Consider the following 17,153-nt stretch of genomic DNA (forward strand, 5'->3'; position numbering starts at 1 on the left):
GAGATGAGAGCTAATATAAAAAATGAAGATATATGTTTAGTTTTTTCGATAGAAACAAATATAAAGAATGTAATAAATAAAATTGAATTAGTTACATCAAAGAATATAACTGAGGCTGAGATATTTTATGAAGACAACTATGGTCATTTAAAGCAAAGTAAACTATTGGAAGTAGAGAATAAAAATGGTTCATTGGAATTAACTTTTGAATATTTTTATGCCAAGGAGTTTGAATTGGTTATTTATGATAATCTTTTAGAGGAAGAGATTGAGAATATCAATATTCTTCCTTTGAATCAGAAAGATTTTTATGAAGATGAAGATGTTGATGTAAGATTAGATAAAACTATAATGATTGCGACATCTCATTGCGGTCAGCATGCAAGTAACTCTCCTGATCGTGCTATAGATGATAGATTGGATACACACTTTCACAGTGCTGGATATAGTGGGAGTTATGGAGATTTTACAGTTGAGTTAGGAAAAGAATACTTGATAGATAGAGTTCACCTGATTACAAGATCAGATAGTAATGGTACTGGAAATGGAAGAATAAGGGCGTATGAAGTATTATATAAGACTACAGCTAATGAAGAGTGGCAAAAAGTATTTGAGCAGTTGACAGAAGAAGTTGGAGATGATAGATACGCATTCTTTAAACCTGTTTTAGCTTCTGAGATTTGTATAAGAGTAACAAATGGTAAAAATAAATATGTTATGATTCACGAGATGGATATGTTTAAACATAATCTAATTGAAGAAAGAATAGGAAATCTATTTACAGACGAACTAGAAACAGAGATAAAAGATGAAGTGACATTAGCTGATGTTGAAAATATTGAAAAAGATTTAAAAACTCAGACATATTTAGAGAGAATATCTAATGCAAAAAAACTTCTGTTAAAGAGAGCGTTAAAGAAGGAGTTTGAAGTTCCTCTAACAGAAAAAAGAACATTAGATAAAATCTATTTCACAACTTCTGAAACGGTTTTAGAAGCTGATATAAGATATGTAGATTCAAATGGAGTTTCAAGATTAATAAAATCTGAATTGATAAAAGATGGGGAAAATTATACGCTGAACATAGAGAAAATAGTAAGTTCAGAGATAACTATTGTTTTGTATGGTGTTGAAAATATAGGTGATATTGCAACAAACAAATATATACCTAAAAGTACAATAACAGCTAAATCTAATGTTTCAACTTGGAGTAGTTGTACGCCGGATAAGATGTTAGACGACGATGAATCAACATACTTCCATTCAAATCAATACAGTACAAGCATAGGGTATGGGGATGTATATCTATCTTTATCATCACCAGAGATAATTTCAAAATTAGAGTTCAAGACAGCTCATCCAAGCGGAAGTAACGGAGAGATTCATCAGTATGAGATTCTTTATAAAGAAGCTACAGAAGCACCTGTTTGGAAAAGTGTGTATATGTCAGAGGTAAATAATTCAGAAGGTTGGAGATTAGCAGAGTTTCCAGAGGTTTATGCTTCAGATATCTGCATAAGAGTACATCAAAGTTACGGGAATTGGATACTAATAAATGAAGTTGAGATATGTTCAAATAAATCTGAACTTGAAAAACTGTTTTTAGAAATTTATACAGATATAAGCTGTAGCAGTGTTAAAGATGGGGTAAAATTAAGAGATATAAATAGATTGATAGAGTCTTATCCAGATAGTATTTTAGGAATGAAAGCTAAAATGCTTTGGCTGACAGATAATAACTTGAATATTTTCGATTTTAAAATTGATGTAATAGATAAAGATTATACAAATTTTGAGGAATTTTTAAGAGTTGAAAAAAGTTTAGATTTAATCTCAACATCATATAAGGTTGGAAAGCAAACTGACTATCTAATTGAAAGTAATAGAGATGTAAGGTTGTGTATAATTTCAGCTGAGCAAGAGAATCCGCTTCAAAATATAATTCAAATAAAAGCTGGAAAGAATTTTATATATTCTAAAAATATGTCTGGAGATATTTTTGTTTTAAGGGATGAATATAGTGAGTTGGGATTATCTTTATACAATGTTGAAAAATCTGATACTCATTATAAGACAGGGGATTATAATGTAACTGATCTTTTCAAGAGAAAGAGATTAGATGAAGTTGTTACTATTGAAGGAAAGAATTTTATAATTAGAGGAAATATCAATTGGATATTGAGTAATTTAGATGAACATCAATTTGTTGATGCGATGGCTAATTTAGATCATACAATTGATTATATAACACTTTTAATAGATAAGAATCAATTATATACAACAGATTATAGAGTAACTAATTTAAAAAGATTATTCTGGCAGAACCTTTCTGGAGAAGTTGATTTGAAGTCGACGACAGAAGGGGTATATATTGAATTTAATAGAGATTTAGGGTTCCTATTCCAAGACAATATAGAAAACTTGGTAAAAGAGGAACTTAGTGAAGTTATTTCTAGTATCCATCTATCTAAAGAGATATATACACCAGCAGTTTATAGTTTTGTAAAAACTATTCTTAAAAAGGTTATGATTTTAAAAAATCAAGAGATAATAGATATCCCTTCAACACCTTTAGAGAATTTAGCTACAAAATTATTATTATTTGCAAATAACGATAGAATAGTAACATATATATATAAGAATTTACAGAGACAGGAGATAGGGCAAAGCGGTTCAAAGGTTATGAGTTTAATCTGTCTATGGATAACGGAATTCTTAGAGAGGGATATCTCAAAATATTTTATATCTTTAGGGTTAGATATTGAAGAAGAGGTATTGAGAGAGTGTAATACATATATTCAACCGATGGTAGATATAAATGAGATTACATTTGAAAATTACAAAGAATTGATTGAAGAGGAATTGCAAAAATTTAATCAAAGCTATAATAGCTTAGTAAATAGAAATGGTGGTGATACAGTTGCAAAGTAATTTAAGAGATACAAACAGTTTAGTATTTACTATAGAAACAAATATAAAAAATGTAATGAATACTTTGGAAATTACAACATCTAGGGATATTCAGAATGCTCAAGTGAGATATAGGGATGAGTATGGATATGAAAAGATATCTGAAATTTTAAATGTTGAAAGAGTTGAAGAAAAATTATTACTATCATTTGATTATTTCTATACTGATAAGTTTGATTTGATAATTCATGATAATATAACACAGGAAGATATACAGAACATAAAGATTACTCAACTAAATCAAAATGAATTTTATGAAGACAAAGATATAGATGTAAGATTAGATAAGACGGTAATGACAGCTATATCACACTGTGGTCAATACTCAAGTGATGCTCCAAGTCGTGCGATTGATGGTGATGAATCAACAACATTCCACAGTGCTACATATACAAATTATGAGCCTGGAACACATGGAGATTTTGTATTAGAGTTGGGAGGAACATACCTTTTAGATAGATTACAATTTAGAACAAGATCATCAGGTAATGGAAGAATAAAAGCTTATCAAATTTTATATAAGACAAGCAAAACAGAGGAGTGGAAAAAGGTTTTTGAACAGCTAACAGAGGAATCAGGAGTAGAAAGAGAAGCTGTATTCAAACCGATCTTAGCTTCAGAAATTTGTATAAGAGTAACAAATGGTCATAATAACTTTATGGTTATAGCTGAGTTAGATGCTTTTAAATATAATTTCTTAGAGAAAAGAATAGGAAATCTTTTTACTGATGAGACAGAAACAAGTATAAGAGTAGGAGTTACTTTAGAAGAGATTGAGAATTTAGAATCAGAAGTTGTAACTGTATCTTATAAAGAGAGAGTTGCAAAGGCAAAGGAGTTATATATACTTGGATTGCCTCAAAACTATTTCTCTATTCCTTTAGCTGGAGATCAAATTTTTGATAAAGTTCAATTTACAACACTTGAAAGAGTTTTTAAAATTGATTTGAGATATATAGATAGTTATGGAACAGAAATAGTGATTGAGAGTGAATATGAACAGTTGGGAACTCTTTACACTTTAAATCTAAAAAAATTAATGACATCAAATGCGTCACTAGTTGTATATGGTGTATCTAAGGTAGAAAATATCAGTACAAATAGTTATAATAAGTCAGAATTTTATATAGATGAAGATGTTGATTTAAGAATACCTTATGAGAAGATAGCGGGATCAACAACTCATCCAAACAACTCTTATCCAATAAGCAATATGTTTGATGGCAACTGGAATTCACAGTTCCATTGTAGTCAATACACAGGATATTGTGATGTGTATTTTAAGCTAGATAAAGAGTATCTAATTGATAGACTAAGATTGGTAAGTTTTAGAAGTAATACGTCAGGATTAATAAATAAGTTTAAGGTATTATTGAAAGAGATGAACAAGGAAAATGATTGGGCAGAATTAGGTGAATACACAGTAGGCTCATACGCTAACGAGTGGTTAGAAGTAAAAAATGAAACACCATATTTGACAGATGAAGTTTGTTTAAGAATTGAGGATTCTGTTAATGGTTGGGCTCTTGTAAGTGAATTAGAACTATTTATTCACAGTAATTTAGAGAAAGCTATAGATAATTTATTCACGGATAAAAGTTTTGAAAGTTTAAGAGAGGGAGTAACTTATGAAGAGATTTCGGCTTTAGAGGCTAAAAATTTAGTTACTTCAGAATTTATAGAGAGAGTAGGGAAAGCAAGAGAGTTATATATTCAAAGCTTACCACAGAATTATTATGCAATACCGTTAGAAAAAGAGAGAGTTTTTGATAAAATTCAATTTTTAACAACTGAAAGAGTTTTAAGAGCACATTTAAAGTATATTGATACTTATGGAATAGAAAGATTAATAGAAACAGATTTCAGATCTTTAGGAAATATATATACAATAGAGATAAATAAGATAATGACTTCGAATGCTTCTTTAATACTATATGGAGTATCAGATGCAGGAAACATATCTGTTAATAATTATGCTATATCGGATTTTTATATAAATGAAGATGTTGATTTAAGAATATCTTATGAGAAGATAACAGGGTCAACAACTCATCCAAATAACTCTTATCCAATAAGTAATATGTTTGATGGCAATTGGAATTCACAGTTCCATTGTAGTCAATATACTGGGTATTGTGATGTTTACTTTAAGCTAGATAAAGAGTATCTAATCGATAGACTTAGATTGGTAAGTTTTAGAAGTAACACATCGGGACTTATAAATAAGTTTAGAGTTCTAGCAAAAGAGATGAATATAGAAAATACTTGGGTAGATTTAGGAGAATATACAGTAGGGTCATATGCAAACGAATGGTTAGAAGTGAAAAATGAAAAACCATATTTAACAGATGAGGTTTGCTTAAGAATTGAAGACTCTGTTAATGGTTGGGCTCTTGTAAGTGAGTTAGAACTATTTATTCATAGTAATTTAGAAAAAGAGATAAAAGAGCTATTCTCGGATAAAGATTGTGAGATATTAAAAGATGGAGTAACTTATGATGAAATTTTATCTTTAGAGTCTAAGGTTCAAACGACTGAAGAGTTTAAAGTTCTTATTTCTAGAGCGAAAGATTTATATTTAGAGAAAAAACCTGATTTAAACTTCATATTAGAAACAGATAGAAAAAATGTTATGAATCAAATAAAAGTAACTACTTCTGGAAAAATATATAGAAGTGAAGTTACATATATAGATGAGCATGGATTTGAAATTAAGTTAGATGCTTTAGAAATAGAGGATAGAGGACCAGAAACAATATTAACATTTGATCTTTTCTATTGTGATAGATTTAATCTTATGTTAGATGGAGATATAACAGAGGATTTAATAGAGGGAATAAAAATAACTCAACTTAACCAAAATAATTTCTATGAGCATAAAGATGTTGATGTAAGATTAAATAAAGCTGAGATGACGGCAATATCTCATTGTGGACAATATTCAGATAACGCTCCTTCTAATGCGATTGATGGAAATAATGACACCTCTTTCCACAGTTCGACTTATAGTGGAAATTATGGCGACTTTGTAGTGGAGTTAGGAAAAGAGTATGTTGTAGATAGAGTAAAATTTATAACTAGAGCTGATAATAATGGAAATGGAAACGGAAGAATCAGAGCATATGAAATATTATATAAAGCTCAAAAGGATAGTGAATGGAAAAAAGCCTTTGAACAGTTAACAGAGGAATCAGGAAATGATAGAGAGGCTGTATTTAAACCAGTTTTAGCATCAGAAATTTGTATTAGAGTTACAAATGGAAAAAATAAGTTTGTTGTTATAAATGAGTTGGATATATTTAAATATAACTATATAGAAGAGAGAATAGTAAATTTATTTACAGATGAAAGTGAAACAGTTTTAAAAGATATTACAACTTTAGAAGATATAGAAACTCTTCAATCTGAATTAATAACAGAGTCGTATATAGCTAGAGTTTCAAATGCAAAAGAGCTATATATTTTAAGACTTCCACAAAATTATTTTGAGATTAAAATAGATGAACAGAAAATATTTGATAGAGTTCAATTTACGGCAAGTGAAAGAGTTTTAAGAGCTCATATAAAATATATAGATGTATTTGGAAATGAGAAACTTGTAGAAAGTAGTTTAGAATCTCTTGGAGAGATTTGTACTGTAAGCTTTAGAAAAATTATGACTAAAGAGGCTTCATTAATAGTTTATGGAGTTTCAAATATCGAAAATATTTTTACAAATAACTACGATATAGCAGACTTCTATATAGATGAAGATATCGATTTGAGAATAGCTTCAGATAAAATAGAACTATCTGCGACAAATGTACATGCATCATATCCATTGAGTAATTTACTTGATGGAAATAAAGATTCTCAATATCGTGCTTCAAACTATGAGGAGTATGAAGAGGTATATTTAAAATTAGATAAAGAATATTTAATAGATAGATTTAGACTGATAAGTTTTAGATCGCCTATTTCTGGTCTAGTAAAAACATTTAAATTGTTTGCAAAAGAGATGAATAGATCAGAGTGGATTGAACTAGGAGAAAATAGTGTAGAAACTCATGAAAATGTGTGGAGAGAAGTAAAAGGGCAACCATATTTAACAGATGAAATCTGTGTAAGAGTTGTTGATTCAGAAGATAAGTGGACAATAATAAATGAGATGGAGTTATTTATTCATAGTAATCTAGAAAAACAGATTGATGATTTATTCGAAGGAGATTCTTTTGAAGCTTTAAAATCAGATGTGACTTACCAAGAGATATTAGCTTTAGAGGAAAGAGTTTTAGTAACTCAAGAGTATAAAGAAAAAGTTGAATTGGCAAAAAAGTTATATCTAGATAAAAAGAATCCGATTCATTATACTTTAACAGTTGATGAAGAGAGTGTTATGAATCAACTAAAGATAAAAACAACAGCCAATATATATGATGCTGAAGTTTCGTACTTAGATAGCTATGGGAATAACAAGATTGCAAAGAAAATAGCTATAGATAAGAGAGATAGAGAAACAGTAATAAGTTTTGAATATTTCTATTGCAATAGCTTTAATCTTATGGTTCGTGGAGATATAGTTGAATCAGAGATAGAGGGAATATCAATAGTTCAAGTGGATCAAAAAGAGTTTTACGAAACTCTAGATGTAGATGTGAGGCTATCAAAAGATAGTTTAAACGCAATTTCAAATTGTGGACAGTACTCAGATAAAACTCCAGCATTTATGATAGATGGAAGAACAGATACTAATTTCCACAGTGCTGATTATAGAAATTATGCTCCTGGAAATTATGGAGAGTTTATAATCGAATTAGATGAAGTGAAACTTGTGGATAGATTGATAATGACAACAAACTCATCTGGAAATGGAAGAATAAAAGCCTATGAGGTTCTTTATAGATCTAATAAAGCAGAGGACTGGAAGAAAGTATTCGAACAGTTGACGGAAGAATCTGGAACTACTAGAGAGGCTTCGTTTAAACCAGTTTTAGCATCTGATATCTGTGTAAGAGTAACAAATGGTCATAATCATTTTGTAGTTGTATATGAATTAGATTTATTTAAGTACAATACAATTGAAGCAAGAATATCTAATCTATTCTTAGATGAAGCAGAAACAATCTTGAAACCAAAGGTAACATTAGAAGATATTGAATCTTTAGAAAGAGAATTAAAAACAACTTCGTATAGAGAAAGAGTAGGAAAAGCAAAACAGTTATATGTTGATAGACTTTCTGCTAAAGAGTTTGAAGTTGTTTTAAGTGAAGAGACGATTCTAAATAGAGTTAAGTTCAAGACATCTGATAGAATATCAAAGGCTAGATTAAAGTATATAGATAACTACTCTTCAGAGAAGATAATAGATGTTAGTTGTACTTCAGTTGGTGAGGAATATATATTAGCTTTCGAGGCTATTGTGGCAAAAAATTTAAAAATCATGTTATATGGAGTAGAGGAGATTGATTCAATATCTTTAAATACATTGAATAAATTAGATTTCTGTATAGATGAGGATATAGATTTGAGAATGCCTGTAGAGAAGATAGAGGGATCAACAACTCATCCAAATAACTCTTATCCAATAAGTAACATGTTTGATGGAAATATGAATTCACAATTCCATTGTACTCAGTATGGAGAGTATTGTGATGTCTACTTTAAATTGGATAAGGATTATCTAATAGATAGATTAAGACTTAAAAGTTTTAGAGATAACGAATCTGGATTTATAAAAAAGTTTAGAGTTTTATTAAAAGATACTAATATTGAAAATAGCTGGACAGAGTTAGGAGAGTATATAGTTGAAACTCATGGAGATAAATGGTTAACGGTTGAAGGAAAACCTTATTTAACTAATGAAGTTTGTGTGAGAATAGAGGATTCAATAAACGGATGGGCTCTGATAAATGAACTAGAGCTGTTTATTCACAGTAATCTAGAAGCAAGCATAAATAGTTTATTCTTAGATGAGAGTTTAGAAGCTTTAAGATTAGATGTAACGTATGATGAGATTTTAAAATTAGAAGAGAAAGCAACGTTTACAGTTGAATTCAAAGAGAAAGTAAAAAAAGCCAAAGAGTTATTCTTAGAAAAAACTACAAAGAAGAATTATAGATTGAACTATAATTTTGATATCGTTTTTGATGAGATTAATATCGGATATAAATCTTTCCCAGAAGGAAAGGTGGATTATAAGCTTCAGTATGAGTCATCACTTGGATATAAAATTGAAATTGATAGTTTTGAAATTATAGAGAAAGATGGAAATATAGTTAGCTTAAAATTTGAAAGAGTATTAGCTAAAAAGATAGAGTTAACAATAAGTTACATTGATGGAACTGAAAGTTGGAAATCATCTTATATTAAAGTTGTAGATATTGAGCAATCATCTTATTATGCAGAGGATGATGTAAACTTAGAGTATGACATCTCAAAGGTGAGTGCAGTATCTCATTGTGGAATATATAACTCAGGAAACGATGTAGAAAAAATGTTAGATGGAGATCCAACAACATATTTCCATTCAAAAACAACAGGAAAAGTTGAGTTTATATTTGAAGAACCTAAGGTAATAAATGAATTTTGGGCAGATATCAGTCATCCAAATGAAGCAAATGGAAAAATTAATAAAGCGAAACTTTATTATAAAGAGAGAGATGAGCAAGATTGGATATTAGTTCAAGATTACGAGAAAAGCAATCCTGTAATAGGAATAAATAACTTTGTTTTCCCGGGGATATTAGCTAAGAGATTCTGTATAGACGTTGAAGCATGTTATGCTGGAGTTATAATTTTCAATCGAATTGGATTTAATATCTATAGTTCTTTAGAAGAAAAAGTAGATAATCTTTTTGAAGATAAAGAGTTATTTAGAGTTTTAAAGAAAACAGTTACATTAGAAAAGGTTGAAAACTTAAAGCAACTTGTAAAAGAGAGCAAAAGTTTAAAAGTAAAATTAGATATCGCAACAATGATATTAAAAAATGGTGGAGAGCTTCCAGTTAAAATTCAAAGTTATAAAGCTATTGAAAATGAATCGAGCTACTATTTTGGAGCGACAGTTTCAAACAATACAGGTGATATGGTGTTAAGTAATCATTATATTCATCCGAATACTGACTATGTATTTGTTGTAAATAGAGAGGTTCAAATAGCTCTTATGACATATGTAGGAAAACCTTCTAGCAATAAAACAATTACTCTGAAAAAAGGAATAAATATATTGAATATTGCAGAGCAAGGGCAGATGATATTTAGAGGAAGTAGAAAAGAAAAAATAGAATACTACTCATTAAATAAAGAGAATAGTTTAATTTATCGTTATGGTTATACAAAATCACAGGATCTTTTTGACAGAGTCGATATCAAAAATGAAGTAGCAGAAGATCACAACTCAAACTTAGCTTATGTTGAAGGTAAGACGTATATAGGTGCTATAAGTTTTGATTGGCTAAAGGCTAACTTCGAATCTAGAAATTTATCAAAGCATATAGAGATATTTGATGAGTATTTAGACTTTATTCACTATTTAGATAATGTTACAGGTCATTTCAAGCAGCAGATGCCATACAAGAGATTGCTTTGGTGTGGAAGAGGACAAGATACATTCCATGCAGGAGGATCTTTTGCAGGAGGATATACAGCATACAATGGATCGAGTGGACCAATGATTCCAAGAAGCACCTATGATTTAGCTAACTCTTGGGCAGTAGGGCATGAGTTAGGACACGAACTGGATTCAAATGATTATCTAATGGGATTATTTGGAGAAGTGACTAATAACTGGTTTGCAGAGCAACCAAGATTAGAGTATATGAAAACTTTAAGATGTAAAGGGCATATAAGCGTAATTTCAGAAGAGCCGATGTCAGTACACGATATGAGTGTGTGGCATAGATTAGGATTCTTCTTTAAAATGAGATTGTTCTATGCAGATAATAGTTTCTTCCAAAAGATGAATGCTTTGATGCAGGCTAATAGAGCAGCAGATAAGCAGGAAGCAGCAGATAATTTTGCTAAATTCTGTACTCAAATATTAAAAAGAGATGTGAGTTCTTACTATTTAAAATATGGATTTGAATTGACAGAAGAGGCGATAGCTTGGTGTAATCAATATCCAGCTCCAGCTATTGATCTGCAATATATAACTTGGGAAAATTATGAAGAGTTTAACAAAGAAGAGATTAAATTATTTAACCAAAAATATAAGTCTGTATCGAAAATAAAGTAGGTTAAAAAAATAAAAAATAATTTTCTAAAAAACGCTTTACTTTAAATGAATATTTTTATAATATAGTGTATAACTTTAAAAAATATAGGAGTGAAGAATGTTAGGAAAAGATTTGTTCATAGATATCTTAACGTATGTTCTTACAATAATAGGTATATTAAACCCATTTGGAAACGTACCTTTATTTATGACATTAACAAAAGATCAAAAACCAGAAATAAGAAAAAAGATGTATAATGCAATAGTACTTGCAGGATTTGGAATAGTAACTGGATTTATAGTTGCCGGGGATTTTTTCATGAAATATCTGTATAAAATAGGCATGGATGAGTTGAGAGTTGCCGGAGGTATGATACTGATTGTTGTAGCTTTTAGAAATCTTTTAGGACTAGGAGTTTCAAAGGATAGCACTGGAGATAGAATGTCTGAAAAAGAAGCGATAAGATATGCAATAACGCCATTAACATTTCCTATGTTAGTTGGTCCAGGAACAATTTCTACCGTTATGATTATTCATAAAGAAGCTGGACTTATAATCTCTGTAGGAGCTGTAGCAGTTACATTTTTAATAATGAAGTTTCTATTTACAATTTCAGACTGGTTAGATAAAGTTTTAGGAGAGATAGTTTTATTTGTACTTTCGAGAGTTATGCAGATTTTTATAATGTCTGCAGGAGTAAAACTGATTTCAAATGGAATAAAAGGGATATTTATGTAATTTTGATAGATTGATTAGGAGAGGGAAACCTCTCCTAATTTTTTTGAGGGAAGATTAAAGAGTTACAGCAAAAATAAGTTTTGCTTCTTGAGAACTTCTATTTTCCCAGTTGTGCTTAACAAATTTTTCAATTTTAATACTATCTCCTTCTGAAAGAGAGAAGGATTCTCCATCAATATTTAAAATAACATCACCTTTCAATATAAAAGCCACTTCTTGACCTGTATGTCCAATCTCAATCTCTGTAGAAGATGAGTCAGGTTCTAAATTTAAAATCATAAACTCCATGTGAGTTTGAGGTTCTGGACTTAGAATTTCATAAGAAACTTTACTATTTTTAGATGGCTTGATAATTTTTCTCTCATCTTTTTTTACGATATGAACTTTTTTGAAGCTTTCCTCTAGAAAAAATTTATAAAGAGGAATACCCAATGCAACTGAAAGATTTTTTAGAGTATTTATAGATGGATTCGTTGTTCCTTTTTCAATTTGACTTAAAAGAGCAGAAGTTGAATCAATCTTTTCAGCTAACTCTTTTAGACTTAGTTTTTGGTCAGTTCTGAATTTTTTTATTTTTAATCCAAGATTTATATCGTTCATTTTAAAACTCCTAAATATTTTCTTTAAAGTATAACTTATTTTATATATATTTGCAATTTTCAAAAAAACCTTGCATTATACTACACTAATAATGTATAATTAAGAAAAAGAGTTATGGAGGTCAAAAATGTCTGAAAATACTATGGTTTGCTACTGCAAAGGAGTTACATTAGGAACAATTTTAAAAGCAATAGAGAATGGAGCTACAACATTAGTTGAAGTTTTAGATACGACAGGTGCAGGATCAGCTTGCGGAAGATGTGTAGATAGAATCGAAGCGATTGTAAACGAAGATAGATAAAAATTTTAGAGGAACTTGTTTCCTCTTTTTTTATTAAATTTTTATTGTAGTTTTGGAGCTAATATAGTACTCTAAGAGTAGAATATTAAAATGAAAAAGGGGTGGAACTTATGAAGTTATTGTATTTAGATACTGAAACTACAGGACTTACAGATAATTCAGCAGTTGTTCAGATAGCTGGTGCTATCGAAATAGATAATGAAGTTGTAGAATGGTTTAATATAAGATGTAGACCTCATGCCGGAGCGGATATTTCAGAGGATGCATTAAAAACCATTGGATTTACATTGGAGGAATTACAAAGAGAACAATCTCCTGAGGATGCATTGAAGGAGTTAGAGAGTATATTTTTAAAATATGTAGATAGATATGATAAAAATGATAAATTGATTATGATTTGCCACAACTATCCTTTTGACTTCAGAATGCTATATAATTTTTATAACAGATTAGGGAATAGATTTATGGGAAGTTTTATCAACTTTAAATTAAATGTATGTACTCTTAATTTAGTAAAATCTCTTCAAGTTATAGGTGTTTTACCTATATTAGAAAATAACAAATTAGAAACTTGGTGTAAACACTTTGGTGTCTCTTTAGAGAATGCACATGATGCTTTAGAGGATATACGTGCTACAAGAGAGGTTTATAAAAGTTTAGAAAAGGTATTAAAAAAGTAAAAAAATGAAAGGCAGAGTTTTTATTTCAACTCTGCTTTTTTCATTTTAATTTTTAATTTCTGGAATACTTACATAAACAACTTTATTAGAGTTTACATTCACGTATTGAGAGATGGCTGAAATTAAATATGGAAAACTGTCTCTTAGGTCATTGTTATTACTCTTGATACTACCCATCGTTTGCCAAACCGCCCGACCTTCGTTTGTATAAGTTGAAACTTCTAAGGTTTTTACAAAGTATGATGAAGCGGATATAGAATTAATCCAGATATCACTATAGAAAAAATCGTCATATCTACTTCTATATCCATATCCTCCACGCCAATACGGACTAATCGTTGTAGGATAGGTGTCAAACTCAGTATATGGACCATTTATTTTGTAGTTGTATATAATTTTGTAAAGGGCATCTTTAGGATTAGAGGTTCTTCTATAACCTTTAGTTCTTAACATACTTTCTAAATTACTTTCAAAAACTCTTTGTTGTAACTGAAATCCTGGAGTATTAGTAACTAGATAGTATGTTCCGGGGTAAGCTTCTAAAGTTGAATATGAGTCAATCGCTACTGTTCGGCTATTAAGAGAGCTGCACCCACTGAAGAAAAATATAAATATTATAAAAAAAGATATTTTTTTAATCATGACACATCACTCCTGAAAAAATATTTTCATATTTCTATATTCGTTAAAAGATTATACTTCCTTTTTTTTTGAGTTGGTGTATAATGAGAAATATATCTATGGGGAGGTTTAAAATGAAAAGAATCAATATTTTAGCTATTTTTTTAATTTTATCTGTGAGTATTTTAGCAGCACCTTTGAAGGTTGGACTGATTTTAGCTATGGGTGGTTTGGGTGATAAATCATTTAATGATTCAGCTTATGAGGGATTGTTGAAAGCTAAAAAGGATTTTGATATTGAGGTAAAGTATGTTGAGCCAAATAGTTGGATGGAAGATGCTTTCTTTTTGGAAGAATATTCACAAAATGGATTTGATTTAATTATCGCAACATCTTATACAGCACAGGATGCTATGGAGGACATAAGTTCAAAGTTTCCAAATACGAAATATGCCATTGTAGACACGAGAGCAATAGAGGGAAGAAATATAGCTTCACTTGTTTTTGATGAGGCTGAAGGTTCATTTTTAGTTGGAGCAATATCTGCTAAGATGAGTAAGACAGATAAAATAGGTTTTATAGGTGCTTTAGACATTCCTCTTATAAATAGATTTAAGGATGGATATGAGCAGGGGGCTAAATATATAAATCCAAATATAAATGTTGTGACAACATATGTGGGAGGAGATGCACCTTTCAATGATCCTTTAAAAGGAAAGGAACATGCTTATTCTTTGGCAAATCAAGGAGTTGATGTTATATATCATGCTTCTGGAAATACAGGAATTGGAGTTTTAGAAGGAGTAAAGGAGAAGAAAATATATGGAATAGGAGTGGACTGTGATCAGGACGATATTGTAAAAGGGCAAGTTTTGACTTCTATGCTAAAAAATGTAAATAATGCTATTTATAAAATAATTGAAGATACAGTGAATGGTAAGTTTGAGGGAAGGGTGTATACATTTGGATTGAAAGAAAATGGTGTTGGAACAACAGACTTTAAGTATACAAAAGAGATTGTTGGAAAAGAAAATATCGCTTTGATTGAAGAGATAAAAAATGACATAATCTCTGGAAAGATTCAGGTGAAGTAGTATGAGAATATTAGTTGTTGCGACTCACCCAAATATAGATGATTCAAAGGTAAATAAAAGTTGGTTAGCTGGTTTAGCTAAAGAAACAAATATAGAAGTAAGATTTTTAGATGAATTTTATGAAGATGGTCAGATAGATGTTGAAGCTGAAAAAAAAGCTCTTGAAAAAGCTGAAAGAGTGGTATTTCAATTTCCGTTTTATTGGTATAGTATGCCAGCTTTATTGAGAGAGTATTTTGATAGGGTTTTAGAGTTTGGATGGGCCTATGGTCCAAAAGGTGATGCACTGAAAGGAAAGGAGTTTTTAGTAGCACTTTCGGTTGGAGCACCAGAATATTCCTACACAGGAGGAAGCTATAATAACTTTACAATAACTGAACTTCTAAGGCCATTAGAAGCAACAGCAAATGCAGTTCAGATGGTTTATCTACCATATTTTGCACTTTTTGATATTCCGAGACTTTCAGATGAGGAGATTTTAAAATCAGTAGATAGGTATCTAGTTCATATAAACAATGAAGATTTAAATCACAGAAAAGTTTTAGAAAGACTAAAAGTACAGAATTCAGAGAGTAGCTTTATAGATTTATAGAAATAAAAAAGGTCACTAGTGTTAAAGTGGCCTTTTTTATTTCATTAGTTTATTAGTTTATTTGTCAAGAATAGGTGGAGTCATTACCTCTTTTCCCATTTCTATAGGTTCAACAATTACAACCTCTTCAACTGCAGGTTCTTCTTTAGGTTGAGAACTAGAACATCCAATAAAAAATAAACTGAAAAAAATACTAGTTAAAACAATTTTTTTCATAATAGCCTCCTTGAATATATTTTGAATTGCTATAATATACTTAATAATAGACAAACTTCTTTTAATTTTAATATAATTTTTCGAATGTTAATTGCCGTGTTGATGGATTTTCTAAATTTGAAAAAGATACTCCTAAAAGTTTTATATCTCGAGTTAGGTTTAAGGATAAAAGAAGTTCATCAACCATACCTTTTAAAAGTTCTTTATCATTTGTAGGAATAAATCTTGTTTTTGAACGAGAGATTGTTTCACGATTTTTAAATCTCACTTTTAAGGATACGGTTTTAGTTAGGAGATTTTTTTTGATAAGTCTAGCATATGACCAATCGAAAAGTGATTCTATCTCTCGAGTTATCTCCTCCTCTGAATCTAAAGGTAATCGGAAAGTATTTTCATTTCCGATAGAATGAATGGCTCTATTGAATTCTACATCTCTATGATCTATTCCACGACTGTATGTGTAGAGAAGTTCGCCACGAGAGGTTCCATATTTAGAGCAGAGCTCTTTTAGAGAGAAGGGGTAGATATCTTTAACCAAAAATATATTATCTTTATTTAAAAGTTTTTCAAACTGCTTACCAACTCCAGGAAGTTTTCGAACTTTTTTATCTTTAATAAATTCAATAAACTCATCTTCTGTATTAAAGATATGTTGCCCTCCGGGTTTATTTATATCAGAGGCTATTTTAGCTGTGAGTTTATTTAATCCGATACCCATTGAGCAAGTAAGGCCTGTTATCTCAAAAATACGTTTTCTAAATAGATTGGCAAAATTTTCTTTGGATGAAAATTTATCTATGATATCTGTAATATCGATAAAACCTTCGTCGAAGGCGATAAATTCAACTTTATGGGTTATTTTTAACACAAGATCTTGGATAATTCGAGATTCGTAGGCGTATTTATCTTTATTTACAGGTACGACAATTAGCTTTGGACAGAGTTTTTTAGCATCAAGTGTGTTCATAGCAGAGTGTATTCCAAATTTACGTGCAGGATAACTTGCAGTTGTTACGACACCACCAGCAACAACAATAGGTTTGTCTTTATATTTTGGATTATCTCTAATCTCTATGGATGCATAAAAGGCGTCCATATCGTAGTGGCAGATTATTCTTTTCATTTAGAGACCTCCTTATTTTGTTGAAA

Annotated in this window: 11 protein-coding genes; 7 read left to right on the forward strand and 4 right to left on the reverse strand. The window is 30.1% G+C overall.

Annotation, left to right across the window (positions count from 1 at the left end; translation table 11 throughout):
* The first annotated feature begins 3 nt into the window (after positions 1-3).
* The 3 genes from L988_RS08180 to L988_RS08190 all read left to right on the forward strand — a co-directional run bounded on the left by L988_RS08180 (position 4) and on the right by L988_RS08190 (position 11,900).
* A complete protein-coding gene (locus L988_RS08180) occupies positions 4-2,931 on the forward strand; it encodes a discoidin domain-containing protein (protein WP_047383286.1) in 2,928 nt (975 codons plus the stop codon).
* Positions 2,921-11,182: a discoidin domain-containing protein gene (locus L988_RS08185; RefSeq protein WP_047383288.1), complete on the forward strand. Its 8,262-nt coding sequence runs from the start codon at positions 2,921-2,923 to the stop codon at positions 11,180-11,182. Before L988_RS08180 ends, L988_RS08185 begins: the two co-directional genes overlap by 11 nt.
* 97 nt (positions 11,183-11,279) lie before the next feature.
* Positions 11,280-11,900: a MarC family protein gene (locus tag L988_RS08190; protein ID WP_047383289.1), complete on the forward strand. Its 621-nt coding sequence runs from the start codon at positions 11,280-11,282 to the stop codon at positions 11,898-11,900.
* Between the two features lie 54 nt (positions 11,901-11,954).
* Here the strand turns inward: L988_RS08190 and L988_RS08195 are convergent, their stop codons facing one another.
* Positions 11,955-12,500, reverse strand: a complete 546-nt coding sequence (locus L988_RS08195) for a helix-turn-helix domain-containing protein (protein WP_047383291.1) — start codon at positions 12,498-12,500, stop codon at positions 11,955-11,957.
* Positions 12,501-12,627: 127 nt separating this feature from the next.
* Between L988_RS08195 and L988_RS13450 the strand changes: the two genes are divergently transcribed.
* Positions 12,628-12,801: a (2Fe-2S)-binding protein gene (locus L988_RS13450; protein WP_081982852.1), complete on the forward strand. Its 174-nt coding sequence runs from the start codon at positions 12,628-12,630 to the stop codon at positions 12,799-12,801.
* 110 nt (positions 12,802-12,911) lie between these two features.
* Positions 12,912-13,481 carry a 3'-5' exonuclease gene (locus L988_RS08200; protein WP_047383292.1) on the forward strand — a complete coding sequence of 190 codons (570 nt, stop codon included), beginning with the start codon at positions 12,912-12,914 and terminating at the stop codon, positions 13,479-13,481.
* A gap of 45 nt (positions 13,482-13,526) precedes the next feature.
* On the opposite strand, the gene L988_RS08205 is transcribed toward L988_RS08200, so the two are convergent.
* Positions 13,527-14,123: a hypothetical protein gene (locus tag L988_RS08205; RefSeq protein WP_047383294.1), complete on the reverse strand. Its 597-nt coding sequence runs from the start codon at positions 14,121-14,123 to the stop codon at positions 13,527-13,529.
* A 113-nt stretch (positions 14,124-14,236) separates the two neighbouring features.
* Here L988_RS08205 and L988_RS08210 point away from each other — a divergent pair, with 113 nt between their 5' ends.
* Entirely contained in the window at positions 14,237-15,196 is a 960-nt protein-coding gene (locus tag L988_RS08210; RefSeq protein WP_047383296.1) for a BMP family protein, read from the forward strand.
* Between the two features lies 1 nt (position 15,197).
* Positions 15,198-15,788, forward strand: a complete 591-nt coding sequence (locus L988_RS08215; protein WP_047383298.1) for an NAD(P)H-dependent oxidoreductase — start codon at positions 15,198-15,200, stop codon at positions 15,786-15,788.
* Positions 15,789-15,845: 57 nt separating this feature from the next.
* Here L988_RS08215 and L988_RS13670 read toward each other — a convergent pair whose 3' ends face one another.
* A complete protein-coding gene (locus L988_RS13670) occupies positions 15,846-16,004 on the reverse strand; it encodes a hypothetical protein (protein WP_156110681.1) in 159 nt (52 codons plus the stop codon).
* 67 nt (positions 16,005-16,071) lie between these two features.
* Positions 16,072-17,127: a DNA polymerase IV gene (gene dinB, locus L988_RS08220; protein WP_047383300.1), complete on the reverse strand. Its 1,056-nt coding sequence runs from the start codon at positions 17,125-17,127 to the stop codon at positions 16,072-16,074.
* Between the last annotated feature and the right edge of the window lie 26 nt (positions 17,128-17,153).

It is taken from the genome of Cetobacterium sp. ZWU0022, from assembly GCF_000800875.1.
Lineage (GTDB): Bacteria > Fusobacteriota > Fusobacteriia > Fusobacteriales > Fusobacteriaceae > Cetobacterium_A.